This is a genomic window from Janthinobacterium sp. 17J80-10, assembly GCF_004114795.1.
Lineage (GTDB): Bacteria > Pseudomonadota > Gammaproteobacteria > Burkholderiales > Burkholderiaceae_D > Paucimonas.
The window spans coordinates 601860-626046 of record NZ_CP035311.1 but is presented as its reverse complement, the minus strand read 5'-3'; the positions used below and the strand labels follow the sequence as shown (position 1 = coordinate 626046).

General features: G+C 59.8%; 22 protein-coding genes. 19 read left to right on the top strand and 3 right to left on the bottom strand.

The annotated features are described in order from the left end of the window. Positions 1 to 176 precede the first annotated feature (176 nt). Positions 177 to 419: an accessory factor UbiK family protein gene (locus EKL02_RS02680; protein ID WP_128900597.1), complete on the top strand. Its 243-nt coding sequence runs from the start codon at positions 177 to 179 to the stop codon at positions 417 to 419. 24 nt (positions 420 to 443) lie between these two features. Here the strand turns inward: EKL02_RS02680 and EKL02_RS02675 are convergent, their stop codons facing one another. Beyond that, positions 444 to 1184: a TetR/AcrR family transcriptional regulator gene (locus EKL02_RS02675; protein ID WP_241687768.1), complete on the bottom strand. Its 741-nt coding sequence runs from the start codon at positions 1182 to 1184 to the stop codon at positions 444 to 446. A gap of 251 nt (positions 1185 to 1435) precedes the next feature. Further along, on the bottom strand, positions 1436 to 2632 hold the full coding sequence (locus EKL02_RS02670; protein WP_128900595.1) for an isovaleryl-CoA dehydrogenase: 1197 nt from the start codon (positions 2630 to 2632) through the stop codon (positions 1436 to 1438). A gap of 367 nt (positions 2633 to 2999) precedes the next feature. On the opposite strand from EKL02_RS02670, the gene EKL02_RS02665 reads away from it, so the two are divergent. The 17 genes from EKL02_RS02665 to EKL02_RS02585 all read left to right on the top strand — a co-directional run bounded on the left by EKL02_RS02665 (position 3000) and on the right by EKL02_RS02585 (position 20514). Then, positions 3000 to 4214: an ABC transporter substrate-binding protein gene (locus EKL02_RS02665; RefSeq protein WP_128900594.1), complete on the top strand. Its 1215-nt coding sequence runs from the start codon at positions 3000 to 3002 to the stop codon at positions 4212 to 4214. Between the two features lie 73 nt (positions 4215 to 4287). After that, positions 4288 to 5967 carry an AMP-binding protein gene (locus EKL02_RS02660; protein WP_128900593.1) on the top strand — a complete coding sequence of 560 codons (1680 nt, stop codon included), beginning with the start codon at positions 4288 to 4290 and terminating at the stop codon, positions 5965 to 5967. Between the two features lie 10 nt (positions 5968 to 5977). Further along, positions 5978 to 6793, top strand: coding sequence for a DUF169 domain-containing protein (locus tag EKL02_RS02655; protein ID WP_128900592.1), 816 nt, complete (start codon positions 5978 to 5980; stop codon positions 6791 to 6793). 43 nt (positions 6794 to 6836) lie between these two features. Then, positions 6837 to 8501 carry an electron transfer flavoprotein-ubiquinone oxidoreductase gene (locus EKL02_RS02650; RefSeq protein ID WP_128900591.1) on the top strand — a complete coding sequence of 555 codons (1665 nt, stop codon included), beginning with the start codon at positions 6837 to 6839 and terminating at the stop codon, positions 8499 to 8501. Between the two features lie 46 nt (positions 8502 to 8547). Continuing rightward, on the top strand, positions 8548 to 9000 hold the full coding sequence (locus tag EKL02_RS02645; RefSeq protein WP_206732441.1) for a PaaI family thioesterase: 453 nt from the start codon (positions 8548 to 8550) through the stop codon (positions 8998 to 9000). A 35-nt stretch (positions 9001 to 9035) separates the two neighbouring features. Next, positions 9036 to 9890: an alpha/beta hydrolase gene (locus EKL02_RS02640; protein ID WP_128900590.1), complete on the top strand. Its 855-nt coding sequence runs from the start codon at positions 9036 to 9038 to the stop codon at positions 9888 to 9890. A 56-nt stretch (positions 9891 to 9946) separates the two neighbouring features. Further along, a complete protein-coding gene (locus EKL02_RS02635; RefSeq protein ID WP_128900589.1) occupies positions 9947 to 10315 on the top strand; it encodes an aminoacyl-tRNA synthetase in 369 nt (122 codons plus the stop codon). Between the two features lie 83 nt (positions 10316 to 10398). Beyond that, a complete protein-coding gene (locus tag EKL02_RS02630; RefSeq protein WP_128900588.1) occupies positions 10399 to 11928 on the top strand; it encodes a YifB family Mg chelatase-like AAA ATPase in 1530 nt (509 codons plus the stop codon). 55 nt (positions 11929 to 11983) lie between these two features. Continuing rightward, complete coding sequence (locus EKL02_RS02625) at positions 11984 to 12514, top strand: hypothetical protein (RefSeq protein WP_241687767.1); 531 nt, start codon at positions 11984 to 11986, stop codon at positions 12512 to 12514. 21 nt (positions 12515 to 12535) lie between these two features. Continuing rightward, complete coding sequence (locus tag EKL02_RS02620) at positions 12536 to 12886, top strand: DUF1840 domain-containing protein (protein WP_128900587.1); 351 nt, start codon at positions 12536 to 12538, stop codon at positions 12884 to 12886. A gap of 5 nt (positions 12887 to 12891) precedes the next feature. Beyond that, complete coding sequence (rsmB, locus tag EKL02_RS02615; protein WP_128900586.1) at positions 12892 to 14202, top strand: 16S rRNA (cytosine(967)-C(5))-methyltransferase RsmB; 1311 nt, start codon at positions 12892 to 12894, stop codon at positions 14200 to 14202. A 124-nt stretch (positions 14203 to 14326) separates the two neighbouring features. Beyond that, positions 14327 to 14842: a DUF4390 domain-containing protein gene (locus EKL02_RS02610; protein WP_128903349.1), complete on the top strand. Its 516-nt coding sequence runs from the start codon at positions 14327 to 14329 to the stop codon at positions 14840 to 14842. Continuing rightward, the gene (locus tag EKL02_RS02605; protein WP_128900585.1) at positions 14843 to 17164 is read left to right on the top strand and encodes an ATP-binding protein; all 2322 of its coding nucleotides are present in this window, start codon (positions 14843 to 14845) and stop codon (positions 17162 to 17164) included. Between the two features lie 83 nt (positions 17165 to 17247). Continuing rightward, on the top strand, positions 17248 to 17964 hold the full coding sequence (locus EKL02_RS02600; protein WP_128900584.1) for a response regulator: 717 nt from the start codon (positions 17248 to 17250) through the stop codon (positions 17962 to 17964). An 83-nt stretch (positions 17965 to 18047) separates the two neighbouring features. Next, positions 18048 to 18344 (top strand): GTPase, encoded by a 297-nt coding sequence (locus EKL02_RS02595; RefSeq protein ID WP_347232095.1) that lies wholly within the window; start codon positions 18048 to 18050, stop codon positions 18342 to 18344. Positions 18345 to 18548: 204 nt separating this feature from the next. Next, complete coding sequence (locus tag EKL02_RS02590) at positions 18549 to 18806, top strand: DUF3567 domain-containing protein (protein ID WP_128900582.1); 258 nt, start codon at positions 18549 to 18551, stop codon at positions 18804 to 18806. A 340-nt stretch (positions 18807 to 19146) separates the two neighbouring features. Further along, complete coding sequence (locus EKL02_RS02585) at positions 19147 to 20514, top strand: sigma-54 dependent transcriptional regulator (RefSeq protein ID WP_128900581.1); 1368 nt, start codon at positions 19147 to 19149, stop codon at positions 20512 to 20514. A gap of 76 nt (positions 20515 to 20590) precedes the next feature. On the opposite strand, the gene EKL02_RS02580 is transcribed toward EKL02_RS02585, so the two are convergent. Then, entirely contained in the window at positions 20591 to 21829 is a 1239-nt protein-coding gene (locus tag EKL02_RS02580; protein WP_128903348.1) for an acetate kinase, read from the bottom strand. A 763-nt stretch (positions 21830 to 22592) separates the two neighbouring features. Between EKL02_RS02580 and EKL02_RS02575 the strand changes: the two genes are divergently transcribed. After that, positions 22593 to 24164 (top strand): hypothetical protein, encoded by a 1572-nt coding sequence (locus EKL02_RS02575; protein WP_128900580.1) that lies wholly within the window; start codon positions 22593 to 22595, stop codon positions 24162 to 24164. Positions 24165 to 24187 lie beyond the last annotated feature (23 nt).

Below are 24187 nucleotides of genomic sequence, written 5' to 3'. Positions count from 1 at the left end.
TTGGTTAGCAGGAGCCGTGCCAACCCATTACTGCGCAGATGTATTGCCATTTTTGCAAATTACTATTGCAAAACGGCAAAAATATCGCGTTCGCCGGACCAGAATTGCACCATTTACGGGCATCTGGACAGACTTGCATCAAAACAGTGCTTTTTTAGCTAAAACAAGGAGTAACCATGAACAAGCCCAATTTTCTTGACGATTTGCAAGCCAAGATCCAGCATGCCATCGACAATTCGCCCGTCAAGGATGTAGAAAAGAATGTCAAAGCCATGCTCAGCCAGGGGTTTTCACGCCTGGACCTGGTGACTCGCGAGGAATTCGATATTCATGTCCAGGTCCTGGCAAAGACCCGGAGCAAGCTGGAAGAGTTGGAAGCCCGGGTCGCCGAACTGGAAGCGCAGCTCAAGAACCGCTAAGCGGCGGTGCTACCGGGCGTAGTGCTAGCGCCCGTTGGCGGCAATACGGACGGCACCATCGGCAGGGGCGTCGATCCGTCGCATGGCATCGGCCACCTCGGCATGGAACTGCGCCAGTTTTTTCACGTCGGGAGGAACTGGCGCAACTGCACACCAGAACATGTCGGTCAAGTGTGCCGCCGTCGTGTCGATGTCAGGCTTATTGTTTGTCACGACATAATCCCACAGTACATGCTCCGTGGCGCCATAGACAAGGTCGCGCAATAGCGGCAGCGGCATGTCCTGGCGAATTTCACCGGAGCGCTGTGCGGTCGACAACACTTTTTTGAGTGGTGCCGTATAGCGGCGCCGCAAGTCGGCTTGCATCTCGGCAAATTCTTCATCGACGGTACGGCCTTCACTGAGCACCAGCTTGCACATGCCGGTACCTTCATGCATCAGGGTGGCCAGATGTTTTCGGACGATGAAATGCAATTGCGCACGCGTGCCGATGATCAGCGGAACTTCGCGCTCCAGCGCCCCGGAAATTTCGTCGTACCAGACCTTGATGACATGCATGCAAAGGTCGCGCTTGCTGCTGAAATAGGAAAAAACCGTGGCTTCCGAAATTTCCATGCGCCGGGCAATTTCCAGCACGGTGGTTTTTTCATAGCCCAGTTCGGAAAACACCTGGCGCGCCACCATCAGGATTTCCTTGACACGACGTTCCGACCGCGTGCCCAGAGCCTCGCGTTTGCGGGGAGATTTAATTGGTGAAAGCATCATAATGGCAGTGAAAAGGGAGGCGAAATTGCAAAACCGTACAGTGCCCGTCCGGCAGAAAAACAACTATACAACCTAAGCCGGCATCCAGTTCAAAAAAATTCAATCCGGCATTATCTGCAAGCGCTCGCCACGCCGTCTCTGCCTTGCGCAAACCGTCATCTCAAGTGAAACAGGCCGCCAAGGGCGGCCCGATTCACTTCGCGGGCTATTGCAGAAATTCCGCAAGCCCCGATTCGCTCATTGCGGATGGCTTACCGGGTTTCGCCAAACAGCTCGCGGCCGATCAGCATGCGGCGGATTTCCGACGTGCCTGCGCCAATTTCATACAACTTAGCATCGCGCCACAGGCGGCCGGCAGGATACTCGTTGATGTAACCATTGCCGCCCAGCGTCTGAATCGTCTCGCCGGCCATCCACGTCGCCTTTTCGGCACTATACAGGATCGCGCCGGCAGCATCCTTGCGCAGGGCGCGAACGGCTTCCGGGGTTGTCGCGCGGTCGCATGCCTGGCCCACGGCATACACATACGACTTGCACGCCATCATGGTCGAATACATGTCGGCCATCTTGCCCTGCATGAGCTGGAATTCGCCAATGGCCTGGCCAAACTGCTTGCGGTCATGCATATATGGAATTGCCACATCCATACATGCCTGCATGATGCCCAGCGGCCCGCCCGACAGCACTGCACGCTCGGAATCCAGACCCGACATCAGCACGTTGACGCCCTTGCCCAAGCCGCCGATGATGTTTTCTTCCGGAACTTCGCAATCCTGGAAGACCAGTTCGCCCGTGTGCGAACCGCGCATGCCCAGCTTGTCGAGCTTTTGCGCAATCGAGAATCCCTTGAAACCTTTTTCGATCAGGAAGGCCGTGATACCGCGCGGACCTGCCGCCGGGTCGGTCTTGGCATAGACCACCAGGACATCGGCATCCGGTCCGTTGGTGATCCACATCTTATTGCCATTCAAGACATAGCGGTCACCCTTCTTGTCGGCGCGCAGCTTCATGCTGACCACGTCGGAGCCGGCATTCGGCTCTGACATTGCCAGGGCGCCGATATGCTCGCCCGAAACCAGCTTCGGCAAGTACTTCAGTTTTTGCTCGTGGCTGCCGTTGCGGCGGATCTGGTTGACGCACAGGTTGGAATGCGCACCATACGACAGGCCAACCGATGCCGACGCGCGGGAAATTTCTTCGAGGGCGATGATATGCGCCAGATAACCCATGGCGCTGCCGCCGTATTCTTCCTCTACGGTGACGCCCAACAAGCCCAGGTCGCCAAACTTTTTCCAGAGATCCATCGGGAACTGGTCACTGTGATCAATTTCAGCAGCGCGCGGGGCGATTTCCGCCTGCGCAAATTGTTGCACCGCCTCACGCAACGCAGCAATATCTTCGCCATGGTCAAAGCTCAGGCTAGGGAAATCGAGGAATTGAGTCGTCATGTTTTCTTGTCCTATCAGTAGGGAAAAACGAGATGCCTCGCTTTTCATTGTCATATAGCTTGCTGCCAGTTTCTACCGCTGCTTACGTTTCCATGTCGCAAGGAAATTATCTCCAGCATTCCCGACAACCGTTTGTGAGTATAACTCACTACAAATCAAGTTTGAAATACTATATCGCGCAAATTCTTCTTGATACCCCTGAATATTCATCCTAAAATCGTGCTCGTTTGTTAGTTGCACTCATATTTAGAAATATTTTTGCTGCGCATTAACAACAATCAGCACAAATGATGGTTGGATTCCCTGGTTGATCCACACTGAGAGTCGCCCGATCGCAACACAAGAATTACATCAATGGAGATAGATAATGCACCCCAAACTCAGGAAGATTTCGCTCGCCGTATCACTGGTCGTCGCCGGCATGGCATCCGCGTCGGCACAGGTCAGCAATGATGTCGTCAAGATCGGCGTGCTGACGGATTTGTCCGGGTTGTACTCGGACCTGTCTGGCCAGGGTTCCATCATTGCCGCGAAAATGGCGATTGAAGACTTCGGCAAGACCGTGCTGGGCAAACCCATCGAAATCGTCACCGCGGACAGCCTGAACAAGGCCGATGTCGCCGCCTCCAAGGCGCGCGAATGGATCGACCAGCAGAATGTCGACGTGCTGATGGACCTGGTCCCGACCAACGTTGCCCTGGCGGTGATGGAAGTGGCGCAGCAAAAGAACAAGCTGGCGATCGTCGTCGGCTCTGCGTCGAGCACCATCACGAATGACAAATGCAACGCCAACAGCATGCACTGGATGTATGACACCTACTCCAGTTCCGTCGGCACCGGCAAGGCGCTGGTCAAGCGCGGCGCAGACAGCTGGTTCTTCCTGACCGCCGATTACGCCTTCGGCAAATCGCTGGAAAAAGACGTTTCCGACATCGTCACCGGCGCCGGCGGCAAGGTGCTCGGCTCTGTCAAGCACCCCTTGAATGCCAGCGATTTTTCCTCCTTCCTGCTGCAGGCGCAAAACTCCAAGTCCAAGGTCATTGGCCTGGCCAATGCCGGCGGCGACACTGTCAACGCCGTCAAGCAAGCTGCTGAATTCGGCATCGCCTCGCGCGGCCAGATGGTTGCGCCCTTGCTGATGTTTATCAGCGATGTCCATTCCATCGGCCTCAATTACGCGCAGGGCATGTATCTGACCGAAGGTTTTTACTGGGACCTGAATGACGCCACCCGGACCTGGTCGAAGCGCTTTTTCTCGCAGCACAAGCGCATGCCAACCATGGCGCAGGCAGGCATGTATTCTGCCGTCATGCATTACCTGAAGTCCGTCAAGGCCGCTGGCACTGACGAGACCGCCGCTGTCAACAAAAAGATGCGTGAACTGCCCATCTCGGACGTCGTGATCCCGAAGGGCAAGGTGCGTGAAGATGGTCGCGTCGTCCATGACATGCTGCTGCTGCAAGTGAAAAAACCTGCAGAATCCAAGGCGCCATGGGATTATTACAAAGTGATCAGCACTGTGCCGGGCGATGAAGCCTTCCGCCCGCTGGCGCAATCCGGTTGCCCGCTTGTAAAAAAATAATAATTTAACGATATTGCCATTACCGGCCCACGCTTCGCATGACGCGTGGGACCGGCCATATCAAGGAGAAATCATGCAAAAGCCAAGCTATGTTCACGGTGCCCATAACGTACCGCTGATCGGCGAAACGATCGGTTCATTTCTGGATTCGATAGCCGACCGCTTTGCCGACCAGCCGGCGCTCGTGGTGCCGTACCAGAACGTACGCTGGACTTACCGGGAATTCCAGCAGCGCGCCAATCGTCTTGCCGCTGGCTTGCTCAAGCTGGGCTTGAAGCCGGGTGAGCGCATCGGCATCTGGTCGCAAAACAATTCCGAATGGGTGCTCACCCAGTTTGCAACCGCCAAGGCCGGCCTGGTGCTGGTCAACATCAATCCAGCCTACCGCCGCTCGGAACTGGAATACGTGCTCGGCAAGGTGGAGTGCAGTGCCCTGATCCTCTCGCCGGCATTCAAGACCAGTAACTATATCCAGATCGCCGAAGATGTCGTGCCAGAGATTAAGCACGCCCGGCCCGGCGCCCTGCATGCGCCGCATTTGCCGACGCTCAAGCACATCATTCGCATGGGCCGCGAAAAAACCGCCGGCATGCTCAACTTCGACGACCTGCTGACGTCCGTCAACGACGACGACCTCAAGCACCTGGCCGATGTCAGCGCCACGCTGCAGTTCGACGACCCGGTCAATATCCAGTTCACTTCCGGCACGACCGGCGCGCCCAAAGGCGCCACGCTTACGCATCACAATATTTTGAACAATGGCTTTTTCATCGGCGAAACCATGCGGCTCACCGAGAAAGACAAGCTATGCATTCCAGTGCCGCTCTACCATTGCTTCGGCATGGTACTGGGCAATCTCGCTTGCGTCACGCATGGCGCAGCGATGGTCTACCCGGGCGAAGGCTTCGATCCCAAGGGTGTGCTGGAAACGGTACAGACCGAAAAATGTACCGGCCTGCATGGCGTGCCGACCATGTTCATCGCCATCCTCGACCATCCGGAATTCAAGAACTACGACCTGTCGAGCTTGCGCACCGGCATCATGGCGGGTTCGCCCTGCCCGATCGAAGTCATGACACGCGTGATCAACAACATGCACATGAGTCAGATCACCATCACCTACGGCATGACGGAAACGTCGCCAGCCAGCTTCCAGAGCTCGGTGGATGACCCGATCGACCTGCGCGTGTCCACCATCGGCCGCGTGCACCCGCACCTCGAAGTCAAGATCGTCGATGCCGACGGCAAGATCGTCCCACGCGGCGAAAAGGGCGAATTGCTCACCCGCGGCTACTCGGTCATGCTCGGCTACTGGGGCGACGAGGAAAAGACCCGCGAAGCCATCGATGCCGCCGGCTGGATGCATACCGGCGATCTCGCGGTCATCGATGAAAACGGTTTTTGCAGCATCGTCGGCCGCTCCAAGGACATGGTCATTCGCGGCGGCGAAAACATTTATCCGCGCGAGATCGAGGAATTCCTCTACCGCCATCCGAAAGTGCTGGATGTGCAATGCGTGGGTGTGCCCGACAAGAAGTATGGCGAAGAACTGTGCGCCTGCATCATCCTGCGTCCTGGCATGCATGCCGATGCCGAGGAAATCCGCAGCTTTTGCAGCGGGCAGATCGCCCACTACAAGATCCCGCGCTACGTCCAGTTTGTCGATGCATTCCCGATGACGGTCACCGGCAAGATCCAGAAATACCTGCTGCGCCAGCAAGTCACTACCGACCTCCATCTGAGCGCGGAATAAGGTTATTGCCATGGAAAACCAGGGCGACAAGCTGGACGATAAGCTGGATCTGGTCACGCTGGCGCAGGAACTGGAAAATGTGCTGAAGTTGCGCACCCCACCGTTCGGCATCAAGATGTTCGAAACGGTGGAAGCCATGCAAGCCATTCCCAAACTGCGCCGGCCGACCGCGATCCATACGACCGACCAGATCGTCGCCCAGGCAGCACGCCTGGGCTGGACAGTCGGTATTACTGCCGACGACCTGGTCGGCGACCAGTGCCGCGCCGTGATCGGGCTCGCCAAACAGGATGAAACCTGGCGGGCGGGCACACCGATGGCCGGGGTCTGGTACGCGACCAAAGACGATGCCGCCGCGCACCAGTCAGCCATGCATTGCGTGCCGCACGGGCGCTATGCCGCCATGGTGGTGTCGCCGGTGCGCAGCAAGCGCCTCGATCCGCCGGATATCGTGCTGTTTTACGCCACGCCCGGCGCCATGATCTATTTCATCAATGGCCTGCAGTGGTCCGGCTACAAGCGTTTCGACTGGAGCGTGGTGGGCGAATCGGCTTGCGCCGATTCCTGGGGACGCGCGCTGGCGACACGGCAGCCAAGCCTGTCGCTGCCCTGCTTTGCCGAGCGGCGTTACGGCGGCGTGCTGGACGATGAAATGCTCATGGCGATTGCACCTGAGGATTTGAAAAAAGCGCTCGAGGGCATGCGCGCCCTGTCCGGCAATGGTTTGCGCTACCCCTTTGCCCAGTATGGCATCCAGCAAGACGTGCGCGCCGGACTCGGCGTGAGCTACGGGGAAGCTGCAGGCAAAAAACCGGTTGCGCCCTGAGTTTGAATCCTCCTGTATTTAGCCCTCTTTTTTACCTTCTGAAATGAATCTCCTGGAACAGTACGGCCCGCGCGAAGCAATGGAATACGATGTGGTGATCGTCGGCGGCGGGCCCGCCGGCCTGTCAGCCGCCATTCGCCTGAAGCAGCTCGCCGCGGCCAAGGGCAATGAGGTCTCGGTCTGCGTGCTGGAAAAAGGCGGCGAACTCGGCGCCCACATCCTCTCCGGCGCCGTCATGGACCCCGTGGCAATCGCCGAACTCTTCCCCGACTGGCAGGAACGCGGCGCACCGCTCACCACGCCCGTCACCGAAGACCGCTTCCTCTTCCTGTCCGAAACCAAGGCCTACAAGACCCCCAACTGGCTCTTGCCGGGGTGCTTCCAGAACCACGGCAATTACGTCATTTCGCTGGCCAACGTGGTGCGCTGGCTGGGCCAGCAAGCCGAAGCACTGGGCGTGGAAATCTTCCCCGGCTTTCCCGCCGCCGAAGTGCTCTACAACGATGATGGTTCCGTGAAGGGCGTTGCCACCGGCAACATGGGCGTGGACCGCGAAGGCCAGCCTACCGCGGCTTTCCAGCTGGGCATGGAACTGCATGCGAAGTACACCCTGTTTGCCGAAGGCGCCCGAGGGCATCTGGGCAAGCAATTGATGGCCAAATATGACTTGAATGCCGGGCGCGATCCGCAAACCTATGGCATCGGCATCAAGGAATTGTGGGAAATCGATCCGGCCAAACACCAGCCCGGGCTCGTCATCCATACCGCCGGCTGGCCGCTGGACAATGCCACCTATGGCGGCTCCTTCCTCTACCACCTGGAAAACAACCAGGTGGCGGTGGGCTACGTGGTGGGCCTGGCCTATGAAAACCCGTATCTCTCCCCCTTCGAGGAATTCCAGCGCTACAAGACCCATCCCGCCATCCGCAGCTTCTTCGAAGGCGGCAAGCGCCTGTCGTATGGCGCCCGGGCCATCACCGCCGGCGGCCTGCAATCGCTGCCGAAGCTGGTCTTCCCCGGTGGCGCGCTGATCGGCTGCGATGCGGGCTTCCTGAATGCCTCGCGCATCAAGGGCAGCCATGCGGCCATGAAGACAGGCATGCTGGCTGCGGATGCCGCCTTCGAGGCGCTGGGCGCCAGCCGCCAGCACGATGAACTGAGCGCCTATCCCCTCGCCTTCGAGCAATCCTGGCTGCATGAAGAATTGCACAAGGCGCGCAACTTCAAGCCGGCCATGGGCAAGGGGCTGGTGATGGGCACCCTGCTGGTGGGGATCGACCAGGTGCTGTTGAAAGGCAAGGCGCCCTGGACGCTGCACCATACCCATGCCGACCATGAAAGCCTGAAACCTGCGGCCAATTTCACGCCGATTGCGTATCCGAAACCGGATGGCAAGCTGACCTTTGACCGCTTGTCCTCGGTGTTCATTTCCAACACCAACCATGCCGAAGACCAGCCGGTGCATCTGACCTTGAAGGATGCGAGCGTGCCGGTGCAGGTGAACCTGGCGACCTATGCGGGGCCGGAGTCGCGCTATTGCCCGGCCGGGGTGTATGAATTCGTAAAGACCGAAGAAGGCGCCGACCGCCTGCAGATCAATGCGCAGAACTGCGTGCATTGCAAGACCTGCGACATCAAGGACCCGACCCAGAACATCGTCTGGGTCACGCCCGAAGGCGGCGGCGGGCCGAACTATCCGAACATGTAGTTCTTGTATGAGCTTTGTGCAATCCATCGAATAGAGAAAACACGCCATGAACCTGCTGCATGAAATCGGGCCACACTTGTCTGGAATTGAACAACTCAAGGCGATGCTGCAGACAGACCGGCGGCCCGGCATCGGCGAGACGCTCGACATCCGTCTTGTTGAAGTTGATGACGGTCGCGTCGTGCTCGAAGCGATACCGGACATTCATCTCTACAACCCGTTTGGCACTGTTCACGGCGGATTTGCCGCCACCATGCTGGACTTCGCCTGTGGCTATGCCGTCATGTCCCGAATGGTTGCCGGGCAGACCACTTCAACCATTGAACTCAAAATCTCGTATCACAAGGCAATGAACAAGGATACGGGGACCGTCCGCGCAGAGGGCAAAATTATTACCCTGGGGCGTCGCGTCGCATTCACCGAGGCGCGCCTGACCGATCTTGACGGAAAACTCTATGCTTCAGCCACATCCAGTCTGATTGTGCTGTCAGCGCAATAGTCGGTAAGTCAAGGCTATCCTGACGTAAGACTCGCATGCAAACCAACCATGTCCGCGACAGCACCCACGAAGATGCCTGGATAGAACATCCCCACGGACGCATCTTTACCCGTACCTGGCTTCCTTTGAAAGACAGGGAAAGCGCTGCGACCAGCAGTCCTATCGTGCTGTTCCACGACTCCTTAGGCTGTGTCGACCTGTGGCGTAATTTCCCTGCCATGCTAAGCGTGAGCACGGGCAGACGCGTCATTGCCTATGATCGCCTGGGATACGGCCGGTCCGATCCTCGCTCGGCCAAACCAGGACTGGATTTTATTGCGGAAGAAGCGCACACCTATTTTCCAGCGGTCTGCGCACAACTGGACATCACGCGATTTATTGCCTTTGGCCACAGCGTTGGGGGCGGCATCGCGATCTATTGTGCCGCCAAATTCCCAGGTGCTTGTGAAGGGCTCATCACTGAATCAGCCCAGGCGTTTGTCGATGACAGGATACTGCACGGCATCCAGGTGGCGAAAGAATCGTTCAAACAGCCGGGGCAAATTACGCGCTTGATGAAATACCATGGCGACAAGGCGACATGGGTCTTGAATGCCTGGACCGACACATGGTCCGATCCTGATTTTTCCGGATGGTCGCTTAAGAATGTCTTGCCCGAGGTGACCTGTCCCTTGCTCGTCATTCATGGTGCACAAGACGAATATGGCTCCTTGCGTCATCCTGAAACGATTGCAGGGCTATCTGGTGGACCATTGCGTGTTGAAATAATGCCAGACACTTACCATGTTCCACACCGTGAACATGAAGAAACGATTATTGAACTGGCCAGGGATTTTATCGGATCGATCAAATATATTCTGCCTGACGATGGCCTCGATGCGATAGGATAATTGTTTCACCATCTGCTGTTCCTTCCGGCGACACGTTTCTTGAAGGGAGTTCCATCATGCGCATGAGCGATGAAGAATATTTCCGCAGTTGCGTGGCGAAAGAACGTCACTTGGCGCATCTGCTAGGCCACCATAACATCGAGGAATTCTACGAAAGCGCGGGCACCCTGTGGGAAGGCAACAAGGCATTACCCAAGTGGACGCGCGACTGGAAAGCCTGCGGGCCGCTGCTGGCCGAATATGAACTGGCGCTGATTTTTCCCAAAGATGCGCCGCACGAGCGCAGCACTACAGTACAAATAGGCAACATCGTCGTTGCCTATGCCGACCATCCAAGCAAAGACCGCGCGGTCATGGTGGCCATCGTCAAGGCGGTCATTTTCCATCTGGAACATCTTAAAAACCACAAATCCAGCCTAGCCTGACGCTGCCTGATCTGCGGCAAAGTTCGGAATTTCCGGTAAAGGTAAGCTTGCCTTCTTTCCTTTAAACAAGAAAAAGGCATTTGATGAGCCTGGCAGTCCTGAAAAGCCGCGCGCTAACCGGCATGCAGGCGCAAGAAGTCACGGTCGAAGTCCACCTGGCCAATGGCTTGCCGTCATTTACCATCGTCGGCTTGCCCGATACCGAGGTCAAGGAAGCGCGCGACCGTGTGCGGGCCGCGTTGCAAAATGGCCGCTTCGAATTTCCCGCGCGACGCATCACCGTCAACCTGGCGCCGGCCGACTTGCCCAAGGAATCCGGCCGCTTCGATCTGCCGATTGCACTGGGCATCCTGGCAGCGTCCGGGCAAATTCCTGCAGATGAGCTGGACCGCTATGAATTCGCCGGTGAACTGTCGCTGTCAGGCGAATTGCGTCCGATCCGCGGCGCGCTCGCAATGACCTATGCCATGCGCAACAGCAGCGCCGCCGCAGGGCGCCAGCGTGCCTTCATCCTGCCGCAAGCCAATGCCGCCGAGGCCGCGCTCGTGATGGATGCCGCCATCCTTCCGGCCACGTCGTTGCAGCAGGTATGCGCCCACTTCGCCGCACCGCAAGGCGACGACCGCCTGGCGCGCCACCATGCCGCAGCGGCCACGCAGACGGCCCTGCCGCGCTATCCGGATTTTGCCGAAGTCAAGGGCCAGCTGCATGCCAAGCGGGCGCTGGAAGTGGCTGCAGCGGGCGGCCATAGCATCCTGATGGTAGGGCCGCCCGGCACTGGAAAGTCGATGCTGGCGGCGCGATTTCCCGGCATCTTGCCGCCGATGTCGGACGAGGAAGCGCTCGAATCGGCCGCGGTGCAATCGTTGACTGGCGTGTTCGCCGCCGCCAACTGGAAAACCCGGCCGTTTCGCGCGCCGCACCATACAGCCTCGGGCGTGGCCTTGGTCGGCGGCGGCGGCAATCCGCGCCCCGGCGAGATTTCGCTGGCGCACCGCGGCGTGCTGTTTCTGGATGAGCTGCCGGAATTCGACCGCCGCGTCCTGGAAGTCTTGCGTGAGCCGCTGGAATCGGGCCACATCACCATTTCGCGCGCCGCGCGCCAGGCAGATTTCCCGGCACGATTCCAGCTGGTGGCAGCCATGAATCCCTGCCCCTGCGGCTACCTGGGCCACAGCGACAACAAGTGCCGCTGTTCGCCGGACATGGTGGCACGTTACCAGTCACGCGTCTCCGGCCCCCTGCTGGACCGCATCGATTTGCAAATCCAGGTGGCATCGCTGCCGCGTGACGACTTGCTGCGGCAGGCCGACGGGGTCGCCTCGGCGGCAATTGCCGCGCGTACCGAACAGGCTTTCGTGCGCCAGCATGCGCGCCAGGACAAGGCCAACCATGCGCTGTCGCCCGCCGAGGTCGATGCATGGTGTTGCCCCGACCCGGATGCGCAAGAATTGCTGCGCAATGCCATGGCGCGCCTGAACTGGTCGGCCCGCGCGTATCACCGGGTGCTGAAGGTGGCGCGCACAATCGCCGACCTGGCGTCGGCCGACGTCATTGGCACGGCACATGTCGCCGAAGCAATCCAGTATCGCCGCGCACTGCAGGTGCAATAGTGTAAATGCGGCGAAACGGCCCGGATTGGCGCAAATTTACGTTACCATCGCACCCATGCAAAATTTTTTATGCTTTCCCGGACGCTGGCCCTGCCTGCCCCTCGTTGCACTTGCCTTGCTGCTGGCTGCCTGCAGCCCGAAATTCGACTGGCGCCAGGTGCGCGGCACCCCGGTGCCGTTTGAAGTTTTACTGCCGGCCAAGCCTGCCAGCGTGACCCGGCCGGTCGAACTCGGCGGCAGCAAGGTGGATATGACCATGACCGCGGCCGAAGTCGACGGCGTGACCTTTGCAGTGGGCGCCGCCACCCTGCCCGATGCCGCTACCGTCCCCGCTGCACTGGCATCCATGAAGGCCGGACTGCTGCGAAATATTAACGGCAGCATTCGCCGCGAAGCAGGTGCCGGCGCCGGCCCGCTCGAACTCGAGGCGACCGGCACGCGCGCACCGGACGCGTCGGAGCTGCTCCTGCTGGCGCGCTTCTTCGCCAAGGATGCACGGGTCTACCAGGTCGTGGTGCTGGGCCCATCGTCCAGGCTGGCGCGCGACGAAGCTGACACTTTCTTTTCTTCCTTCAAGCCGAACTGATTTCGTTCGCACGGAGCCCATATGCTACTCACCTTCAAATCCAAAGCAGCGGCCGATATCCTGATGTACGAGGACCATGCCAAGCGCCTGCTTGACCTGCTCGGCAAGGATACCAAGCGCGGCATCATCACCGCTGCCGAGACCGGCGCGGCAATTGAAAAACTGGAAGCGGAAATCGAGCGCGAACGCTTGCTCGAAGCCGAGCTGGCGGCGCAGCGCGAAGCCGCAGCGGAAGATGAAGACCGTTTCGACGCCGAAGAACGCAAGCGCCAGGCGGCCAAACACGTCACGTTCAGTGCGCGCGCATTTCCGCTGCTGGATATGCTGCGTGCTGCCAATGCGCAGGGACGCGATATCGTCTGGGGAGTCTGAGCAAGGTGGCAAAACTGCGGCTCAAACCCGACTCTCTGGCATTGAGCCTCCATGGTGCTGCACAGGCTGTCGCCCTCGTACTGGAGGGCACCGCCTTGCCGCCTGCACTCGCCAGGGTGGCGCAATCCCTCGGCTTGTCCGACGCCGCACGAGGTGCCCAGCAGGATATTGCCTACCGCAGCATGCGCCGGTGGGGGCGCGCCAGCGCCTTGCTCAGGCAGCTTGCCACGCGCACGCCGCAGCCGCAGCTCCTGTTGAGCCTGATTTGCTGCAGCCTGGCGCAATTGTGCGAGGACGATGGCAGCGACCGCCCCTATACCGACTTTACCCTGGTCGACCAGGCCGTGGCCGCCGCGGCGGCAGATCCGAAGCTCGCCCACGCCAAGGGTATGGTCAATGCCATCTTGCGGCGCTTTTTGCGCGAACGCGACAGCTTGCTTGCAGCAGTCATGCAAGACCCGGTCGCGCGCTGGAACTACCCGCTCTGGTGGATCCAGCGCGTCCAGGCCGCCTATCCGAATGCCTGGCAAACCATCCTGGAAGCCGGCAATGCCCGTCCGCCGTTGACGCTGCGCGTCAACCGCCGGCACGCCAGCGCTGCGGCCTACCTGCAGGAACTGGCGGCGCACAATATTGCAGGCCGAAAGATCGGCGCGGATGCCGTGCAGCTCGAACAGCCGATGCCGGTACAGGCCATTCCCGGCTTCACCCAGGGGTGGGTTTCCGTGCAGGATGCCGGCGCCCAGCTGGCAGCGCCCATGCTCGATGCGCAAGACGGCATGCGCGTACTGGACGCCTGCGCCGCTCCCGGCGGCAAGACCGGCCATTTGCTGGAATGCGCCGACATCGACTTGCTGGCGCTGGACGCCGATGGCGAACGGCTGCAACGCATTACCCAGAACCTGCAAAGATTGCAACTTTCCGCGCATCTTTTGCAAGCCGATGCCAGCCGCGCCGACTGGTGGGATGGCCAGCCTTTCGACCGCATCCTTGCCGACGTGCCCTGCACCGCGTCCGGGGTGGTACGGCGCCACCCGGACATCCGCTGGCTGCGTCGCCCGGACGACGCTGCGCGCCTTGCAACACTTTCCTGCCAAATTCTGGACAATCTTTGGCGGATGGTGAAACCGGATGGTAAATTGTTACTTGTGACGTGTTCGCTCTGGCCGGAAGAATCGGAAATGCAGGCACAGGCGTTCGCAAGCCGGCATGGCGCCATCCGGCTTGCCGCGCCAGGCCAACTGCTGCCAGGCGCCAGCGGCGAACTGGATCAGGATGGCCTGTTCTATGCGCTGTTCCAGAAACCGCCTGCCTGAAGGGCCGGTGCCCGTCCGCTAACGTTTTAACAAGCATCCGATAAATTCCGACCATCTGCCAGTGACAAGCCGCCTGCTCCAGATCGCCATCCGATTTCTCCTGGCCTCCCTCCTTTTGGGCGGGATGCTTGCCATGCCATTTGCGCATGCTGCCGACGTCGAGATCGAGCAGGCCCAACTGGAAGCCACCGATGAAGGGTACCGGCTGGCGTCCAGCTTCAGCTTCGAGCTCAGGCGGGTGCTGGAAGATGCGCTCAACCGCGGCGTGCCGCTATACTTCACCACCGATGTGGAGCTGAACCGGCCGCGCTGGTACTGGTTCGATGAAGGCGCCGTGCGCGCCTCGCGCACGGTCCGCCTGTCCTATAATGTGCTGACGCGCCAGTATTACACTACGGTGGCGGGCAGCCTGCGGCAGAGTTTTTCCTCGCTTGGCGACGCCCTGGCCGTGGTGCGCCGACCGGCGCGCTGGCTGGTGGCCGACAAGGAAACGCTGAAGGAAGGCGCCAGCTACCAGGTCAAGGTGCGCATGCGCCTCGATGTCACGCAGTTGCCCAAGCCTTTCCAGGTCAACGCAATCAATGACAGCGATTGGCATTTATCCTCAGGCTGGAAGACCTTCACCTACAAGGCAGAGTAATTGAGCAGGTTATTTCGGTATTTCCTCGTCATCGGCGCCGCGCTCGTCAGCATCTTGCTATTCATGCTGGCCTCGGCCTCGGAAAACTCGGCCGCCTTCGACAAGCATTATCCCTGGTTGCTGGGCCTGAACGCCCTGGTGGCCACCTCGCTGCTGGTGCTGGTGCTGCTGCTGCTCACGCGCCTTTATAGCCGATTCCGGCGCGGCCTGTTCGGCTCCAAACTGATGACACGGCTTGTGCTGCTGTTCGCCGTGGTCGGCATCCTGCCGGGGCTGATGATTTACCTGGTATCGGTGCAATTTGTCTCGCGCTCGATTGAATCCTGGTTCGACGTGCGGGTCGAGGCGGCGCTGGAATCGGGCCTGAATCTCGGGCGCACCGCGCTGGAATCGCAACTTGCCGACCTGGAAACCAAGGCGCGCAGCATCGCGCTTGAAATCGCCGACCTCACCGACACCGCCCAGGCCACCCGGTTGTCGCGCCTGCGCGGCCAGAACAACCTGCAGGAAGCCACCATCGTCAGCGCCGCCAGCCGCATCGTTGCAACAGACAGCGATGCCGGCAGTTTGCTGCCAACCCTGCCGACCCAGGCCATGCTGCGGCAAGCGCGGCTGACGCGCGCTTTCTCGGTCATCGAAAGCGATGCCGAAATCATTGACGATGCCACCGGCTTCGACGCCTCGGCGCCTGGCGCCGGGCAGCTATCGAGCCTGGATGCGGCCACCAGGCTGCGCATGCGCGTCGTGGTGGCGATTCCGGCATCGCTGCACACCTCGTCGCTCAGGAGCGAAACGCGCTTTCTGCAATTGATCCAGCAAGTGCCGACCTCGCTGGCCGCCAATGCCGAATCCCTGCGCGCAGCCTACAGCGAATACCAGGAAAGGTCGCTGTCGCGCACCGGCCTGCGCAAGATTTACCTGGTGACCCTGACCCTGACGCTGCTGCTCACGATCTTCGGCGCAGTTGCCAGCGCCTTCCTGATCGCCGGCGACCTGGCGCAGCCTCTGCTGCTGCTGGCCGAAGGCACCAAGGCTGTCGCCGAAGGCGACCTGTCGCCGCGCCCGATCGTCGCCAGCAATACTGAACTTGGCACGCTGACCAAGTCATTCAACCTCATGACGCGGCAGTTGTCCGAGGCGCGCGCGTCCGTCGAGAAAAACCGCAGCGCCCTGGAAAACGCCAAGGCCTATCTCGAATCGGTTCTGGCCAACATGTCGGCCGGCGTGATGGTGCTGGACCAGGAATTTAAGCTCCTGACCTGCAATGATTCCGTCGATCGCATCCTGCAACAGGCTGTTAGCCAGGCCATCGGCCAGCCATTGGCGGCGATCCCGGGCCTGGCGTCCTTTGCCGAAGTCGTGACCAAGGCTTTTTCCGAACACAACGCGCAATCTGCCGGCGACGACACCGTCACCAGCCGGCACTGGCAAAAGCAGATTGAAGTCCCGCGCGTAGCCGGCGCCGCTGACGGCGGCGATGGCACGGAAGGCGATGAAGGCCTCACTCTTTTGGCGCGCGGCTCGCGCCTGCCGGTTGCAGCAGGCAATGGCTATCTGATCGTATTCGATAACATTTCCGATGTTATTTCAGCCCAGCGCTCGCTGGCATGGGGCGAAGTGGCGCGGCGTCTGGCGCACGAAATCAAGAACCCGCTAACCCCCATCCAGCTCTCCGCCGAGCGATTGCAAATGAAGCTGGCCGACAAGCTTGCCGAGACCGATGCGGGCATTCTCAAACGCGCCACATCCACCATCGTCAACCAGGTCGCGGCCATGCAAAAAATGGTGAACGATTTCCGTGACTTTGCCCGGACCCCGCCCGCCGTGCTGGCCCCGCTGGAATTGAACGCCCTGATCACGGAAATCCTGCATCTGTATATCGCCGGCGATGAACGCGATATCATCCATCTGCATTTGGCACCAAATTTGCCGCAGATCATGGGCGATGCGACCCAATTGCGCCAAATCATCCATAATCTGTTGCAGAATGCACAGGATGCCGTTGCCGACATTGACAAAGCCTCGACCCAGCCGCGCATTGACGTCAGCACGGAAGCGGTCCACTATCCCGGCTCGGACGGTAGCAAACGCAGCGCCGTGCGCCTGACGATCACCGACAATGGCCCGGGATTTTCGTCAAAAATCCTGGCACGGGCGTTTGAACCCTATGTCACGTCCAAGGCACGGGGCACTGGACTAGGCTTGGCGATGGTGAAAAAAATTATCGACGAACATGGCGGCCGCGTTGATATTCAGAATCGAGTTGATGGAAATGGTGCCAAAGTATTAATATTGCTGTTAAAGTTAGCGCCTCATGCGTAAACGCATTGAAAATATTTCTCACAATCAATTATTAATACAAGCTATAGGCAATAGCGGGCAGTAAAGTTCAGAAAGAGTGGCAAATGGCGAATATCTTGGTAGTCGATGATGAAATGGGTATCCGGGAATTACTTTCGGAAATCCTCTCCGATGAAGGTCATGTCGTGGATACGGCGGAAAACGCCCAGCAGGCGCGCGAAATGCGTATTGCCGGCTTGCCCGACCTGGTCTTGCTCGATATATGGATGCCGGATACCGATGGCGTCACTCTTTTGAAGGAATGGCAGCGCGATGGCTTGCTGACCATGCCGGTCATTATGATGTCCGGGCATGCCACCATCGATACTGCCGTCGAGGCAACACGCATCGGCGCGCTCAACTTCCTGGAAAAACCGATTGCCCTGCAAAAATTGCTCAAGGCAGTCCAGCAAGGCTTGTCGCGCGGCCAGGAAGCCACCCGTCCGGTCGCAACGCATTTCGCCCGTCCGAATGCGCCTGTTGAACATGCCACTACGGCTTCGCACGGACACGGTGCCGGCCTGGCCACAAGCGCACCAACCGTCATGACAGCGGCAGCGCCGCTGCAGGCCGAAACGCCCGCCTTCAGCCTGTCATTCGACCTGCCATTGCGCGAAGCCCGGGATGCCTTCGAGCGCGCCTATTTCGAACACCACCTGGCGCGTGAAGGCGGCAGCATGACGCGCGTGGCAGAAAAAACCGGGCTTGAACGCACCCATCTTTACCGCAAACTGAAACAATTGGGCGTCGAGCCCAGCAAGCTGGGCAAGAAGAACCTCTGAAGCGCATCATCCCCCTGACACTGGTTACCGGCGCTGATGCCTTCCTGCGCGAAAGCCGGATTGCCGCGGCGCTGGACGCGGGTGTGCGCACCGCGGTGATCCTGGAAGGATTGCCGACCGGTGCAACGCCATTCGATGAAGTCTTGCCGTCGTGGCTGACCATCGTGCGCGTCGCGCCTGGCTGCATCTGCTGCACGGGCAGCCTCACCATGCGGGTTACCCTGAACCGCCTCCTGCGCCAGCATCCCGAACGCCTGTACATCAGCCTGGCCGACAGCAGCCACTTGCAACAGATCCGCCAATTCCTGCAGCAGGAACCATATGACAAATGGCTGGGTCTGACTAAAGAATTGACTCTGGATAGCCGTAGTACTGAGTGAAGGCGAGGTTTTCCCTGTATGGCACGTAGCCCTATGTGGCAGACCTAGCATATATTCGTTCAAGCTCTGATAAACCCGTGCCGCTGTAACAACTGGTAACCTTTTCTTGCCAGTCAATGCCTTGAAAAAGCAGCGACCAGCCGTCATGTTCGGGATAGCGACCTACCAGTCTTTCAACAGCGATGTTTAGCCAAGGAGCGCCACATGAACCTTATCTATAACAGCGATCAGTACAGCGTAGTGGAATTCTTCGCTGACGGCGATCGCGAATCCATGCGCTTTGGCGGCTATGAAATCATGGACAAGTCCGGCAAACGCGAAATCTTCATCGGCGGTGCCTTGGCAGAAGCATTCCGTAAAGATGTGGAAGACTTGATTGCCACCGAACCGTCCGTGGAAGATATTGATACTTTCCTCGGCAAATACGATGCACTGATGAGTCAGCCGGTCGTATTGCACTAGTACTGTCGTGCCGGCCAGGCACAATTGCCGCATGCAGGTTTGCGTCCTGCCTGCGGCAATTTTTTTCTCGTAAATATCTGCTTTTCACCAACATTGCATTAAAAAATTCCACAAGGTCTTAGCGCAAACTTGGCACAGCCGAGTACTGAAAGTTTCCCTTATTTTGCGCCGCAACAAACACGGCGCATCATGCATGATTACCCTGTGTAGTGTTCGCAGCAGCCAGTGGTGACCGCCAGGCGCGGTTGCAGCGCACAATGAAATACCATGGGAGGATACTGTGCTGGATGTATCGAAAACCGTACGGCACGAACAGACTGTTCTGATCTTGCGCCCTGTAATGCATGCCGAATTGTATTGCCCCTATTCGACAATGCTGGAAAAACAGGGAGTGCGGGTGATTGAACACCCTGGTTCGGATTCCCCCTATCTGGCAATCGACGCGGGGTGCCGGGTGGGCTTGCTGATGCTCACCCAGGCGGCCGATGTCGCCCACCTGGACAATTGCGACCCTCTCCTCTGCCGTGGCGGCATTGCCTGGATCGGCATGATCGCGCCCGAACTCCTGTCGGACATGCGGGTGCGCGAATGCATCAGCGCCTACCTGTTCAATTTCATGATCCTTCCTGCCCATCCGGACCACACGATGCTTATGTTGCGTCACGCCTGGGGCATGGCATTTGTGCGCGACTCCTGCAATGCGCCGCAGCACCCGCGCGCGAACATGGATGCCGAGTTACCAATGGTCGGCAATAGCGAGGCCATGCAACGCCTGTTTTCGCAGATCCGCAAGGTTGCGCGCACGGATGCCTCCGTCCTGATCACCGGCGCATCCGGCACCGGCAAGGAACTCGCAGCAATGTCGGTGCACCGGCAATCGCCGCGCAGCCACGCACCATTTATTGCCGTCAATTGCGGTGCGATCGCGCCGCAATTGCTGCAGTCGGAACTGTTCGGTTATGAAAAAGGCGCCTTTACCGGCGCCCAGCAACGCAAGATCGGCCGCATCGAAGCAGCCAGGGGCGGCACATTGTTCCTGGACGAAATTGGCGATATGCCGCTCGACATGCAAGTCAACCTGCTGCGCTTTCTGCAGGAAAAGCGCATCGTGCGCGTAGGCGGCACGGAAGCCGTGGATGTGGACGTGCGTGTCATCGCCGCGACCCATGTCGACCTCGCCGACGCGGTCGTCCAGGGACGCTTTCGCGAAGACCTTTACTACCGCATCAATGTCGTTTGCATTACCACGCCAAGGCTGACCGAGCGTGACGCCGACATTGATGGCCTGGCGCAGCATTACTTTGCCAAATTTTCCGGCATGCATAACCGCAGCGTGCGCGGCTTTTCACGCGCCGCCACGGCGGCCATGCGCAACCACCCCTGGCCCGGCAATGTGCGTGAACTCATCAACAGGGTACAGCGCGCAACAGTGATGGCGGAAGGGCATTTCATCCAGCCAGAGGATCTGGGGTTCATGAACGTGCCGCGCTGCGACAACGCCCTCTCCCTGGAAGCGGCGCGCGCCAGTACCGACTGTGTCATGATTCATCGCGCCTTGACGCAGGCACGGCACCAGATCTCGCATGCAGCCAGTTTGCTGGGCGTGTCGCGCGTGACGCTGTACCGCCTGATTGATAAATACAATATCCGGTCACGCCCGATGTCGACATCAAGTGCGAGCACGCACGTTCTCGACAATAGCCGTTAGTGCCCTGCGCAAGTACACCGGCCTGCGCTTGCTGCCAATTGGCCAGCAAGCGCTTCCGGGCGCATTCATGCGCTGGCTAGTTCGAGATCGGCATCTTGACGTTCAAGGTTAGGTCCGGCGTGTCGCGTGTGAGACCCGCGCCGACCGATACCGACAACGTGCGCTTGTCATTGATGCGATAGGAATAGCCAAGCAGCAGCGTGCCCAGCTGGGTTCGCACCGACCCTGGCACGACCTGCCCGCCCTGCTTGGTGCGTCCGACGGAATTGTGGTCGTAGCCGACACTGAATGACGTCTTGTCATTCAGCGCCAGCCCCATGCCGAAATTGAAGCCGAAGATGCCGCCGGGTTCGATCGAACCGAGAAATTCACGCTCGCCATTCAATACCGTGCGGCTGACATTATTGCGCTTGAAGTTGTGCAGGTACGTCACACTGCCAAAGAACACGGCGGGGTCCGTCGGAAACAGCCAGGTCAAACCGCCCTGCAGCGAATAGAAGCCCGAACCGGTCGGCAATTGCAGCGGCAAGCCAGTGCCGCTGGCATTGCCGACACAACGCTGGGCGCAGTCGGTGACCACCTCGAAGGGGTCGCGGCCATTGCGCGCCTTGAAACGCAGGGTGCCGATGTAGTAAGGCTTGTCGTTGCCGCCATCGTTCAACTGGTAGCGCGCTGCCAGTTCGACATCTCCCAGATGCCTGCCGCTGGCGTCGAAAGTGCGGTCCGCCGCCGTACCGGTAGCAATCTCGCGGCTGACGGTGGAATCGGAACGGTACACGTAAGGAATGCGCGCCTCCACCTCGAGACGGTTGGTAAGCCCGATGCGCCCGGCCAGCGCCGCAGTGAAGGTATTGCGCTTGACTTCGCGCACATCGATCAAGCCGATCAACAACGCGGGAATAACGGTGTAGCCGATCAGCGCAACCCGATTGGCGGACGAATAACTGTACTGCAACGATGGCTCGAGAACGTACTTGCCGGGCGGCGTCAGTACGCCAGGCTGCTCGAAAATCTGCGCCACTTCCGGCGGCCGCGTTTCCTGCTGCACCGGCTGGCTGGCGCCACCCCCGGCCTGCGCCGCCGCAACTGCTGCCCCACCCTGCGCCTGTGGCTCGGCGGCGCCGCGGCCACGTGCCCCATCCAGCGTTGCTCCGGCAACGGCACGGCGCAATTGCGCAAGGCTTGCCTCCTGCTCGGCGATTGCGCGCTTGAGCGCATCGATCTGCTCGGCCTGCGCTGCAATCCTGTGCTGCAGGGCCTCGCGTGCTGACGCGGCGCCCTGCATCTCATCGCCCCATGCCAGTCCGTGCATCATTACCAGCAACGAACAGCACAAGGCGCTTGCGCCATGCAAGCGTGGACGCAATCTTGACTCGGCATTGGCATAGAGGTTTACATCCTGCGCCGGCGCAAGCCGGGGCGCGGCTACATGGGCATTTATCATGGGGATACGGAAGAGGTCTGTGGAATGCCTCATTTTTGGTGAAGCATGCCGCTGCCATTTTGATTCCGCACAAGCACGCCATTAACGCAACGGCATTTACAACAGTGATCAGCGCCGCCTCCAGCCAGCCCCATCTGCTGCTGCCATGTCCCCTGCAACGCAGCCTTACAGTGATATTGCAGCCATCCCGCGCTTGCCCGTGCGTGCGCGCACCACTCGAAGACCGACGCCAGGCGGATGCCGACCGTGCCAGGCCGGCGGCATCGCCAAGACACCTTTGTAACACAAACATTACAGCATCCATTCTTCTATAAGAGTGCGAAGATTTTTCTGCAACTGCTTGAATTGCAGGAGATTTTTTGTATCCCCCACCCTGACAACACGCACTTGCCATGAGCCCTGACAGGCATTTGTATCGGAGGCATTACACATCTGGACCGGACTTGCGAAGAGAACCCGTCACCGCGCTACGTCAACCCGGATGCCTCAGGCGCCATTGCCCGGGTTTTCAATGACTTACCTGCGCAAGCCAGGTTCTGGCACTGCAATTGCAATGCACTGTGCGGATTGGCTAGGTTTGCCAAGTCCTGTCGGACATTGATCCACCTTCGATATTTTTTGCAAAGGCACAATCATGAAAAGAACTCTCCTGGCATCCTCTCTCGCACTTGCATTCGGACTCGGCGGCAACGCCATGGCACAGGACACACAGACTGGGCCGGGCGCATTGGCGAACAATGGTTCCCTTGCGGCGCAGGACAATTCGGTCAACACCAAGACCGTCACCAACACCAAGAGCGACATCGATACCAAAACCAACACCGATAATTCCATCCATACCAAAACTGATACTGACACCGTAACCAAGACCAATACCGATAATTCCATCCATACCAAGACCGATACCGACACCAAGACCGTCACCAAGACGGCGACGAAAGCCGTGACCGGCACTGCCACTGCCAACGGGCTCGGCTCGGCGGCAGCGGCCAACGGCGCGAGCGCCAGTTCGAAAGTGAGCGACTCGTTCAACACCAGCAGTGCGACTGCCACCAGCACACTGACCGGCGCGGTGACGGGCGTGACAGTATCCGGCATCGGCAATGTTGCCACCAACTCCGGTAGCGCAAACGGTGCGGCGGGCGGCGCCGGCGGCTCCAGCCTGGGCGGCATCGCAACTGGCGGTGCCGGCGGTGCCGGTGGTGGTGGTGGTGGCGGCGGCGGCGGCGGCGACGCACTCAACACAGCGACTGCCGGTCCGACGACCAACACGGCATCCACCGGCAGCGCAGTCGGCAGCGTGGCCGGCAGCAGCAATGCCGGTCCGGCCACGGCCGGCGCAGGTGCCACCGGCACTGGCACAGGTGGCGCTGCCACCGCGGCAAATGGCCAGACTACGGGGCCGGCAGTAGCTGCAAACGTTGCGGTCGGCGGCGCGGCAACGTCGACGGACACCGCCACCGGCGGCACGGCTGCAGCGACTGACACTTCCACTGGCGGACCGGCAACGTCCACGCAAGCCGCCAGCAACACGGCTGGCGCAACCTCGACCGCGACTGGCGGTGCTGCCGTTGGCGCCGTCGGTGATGGTGACGCTACGGGCGGCGCTGCCTGGGCCGGCGCCAAAGCCAAGAACGGCGACGCCATTAACGCTGCCAAGACTGCTGGCGGTGACGCCGCTGGCAAGGCCAAGGCTGCCGGCGGCGATGCTACCGGCTCGTCGACCGCAAGCGCGGGAGATGGCACAACCGGAGACGCCAAAGCCAGTAGCGGCGGCAACAAAGCAACCACCAAAGCCGCTGGCGGTGACGGCAACGGCAGCGGCGGTTACGGCGGCTCGGCGAGCGCCAATAGCGGCGACGGCGGCAATGCCGGCGACACCACCTCAGGCAGCGTCGGGCAGAAAGCCAGCACGACGGCAAGCGCAAGCGATGCCACCGGCGGCAATGGTGGCAATGGCGGCAAGGGCGGCAGCGGCGGCAAGGGCGGCTCGGCCAGCGCCAACAGCGGTTATGGCGGTGCTGGCGGTGCGGGCGGCGCGGGCGGCAAAGTGAAGGTGAGTGCAGGCAATTTCAACCTGTCCAATACCATGAACCATGTTGGCCAGTCGGCAGCAGGCGTCATGGTGATCAGCCAGAACTCCGGCGTCGCGTCACTCGTCCAGCAAAGCGTCAACGTCCAGGCCAACCTGGCAGTGGGCCGCTAAGACTGACCGAAGGGCCGCTTCGC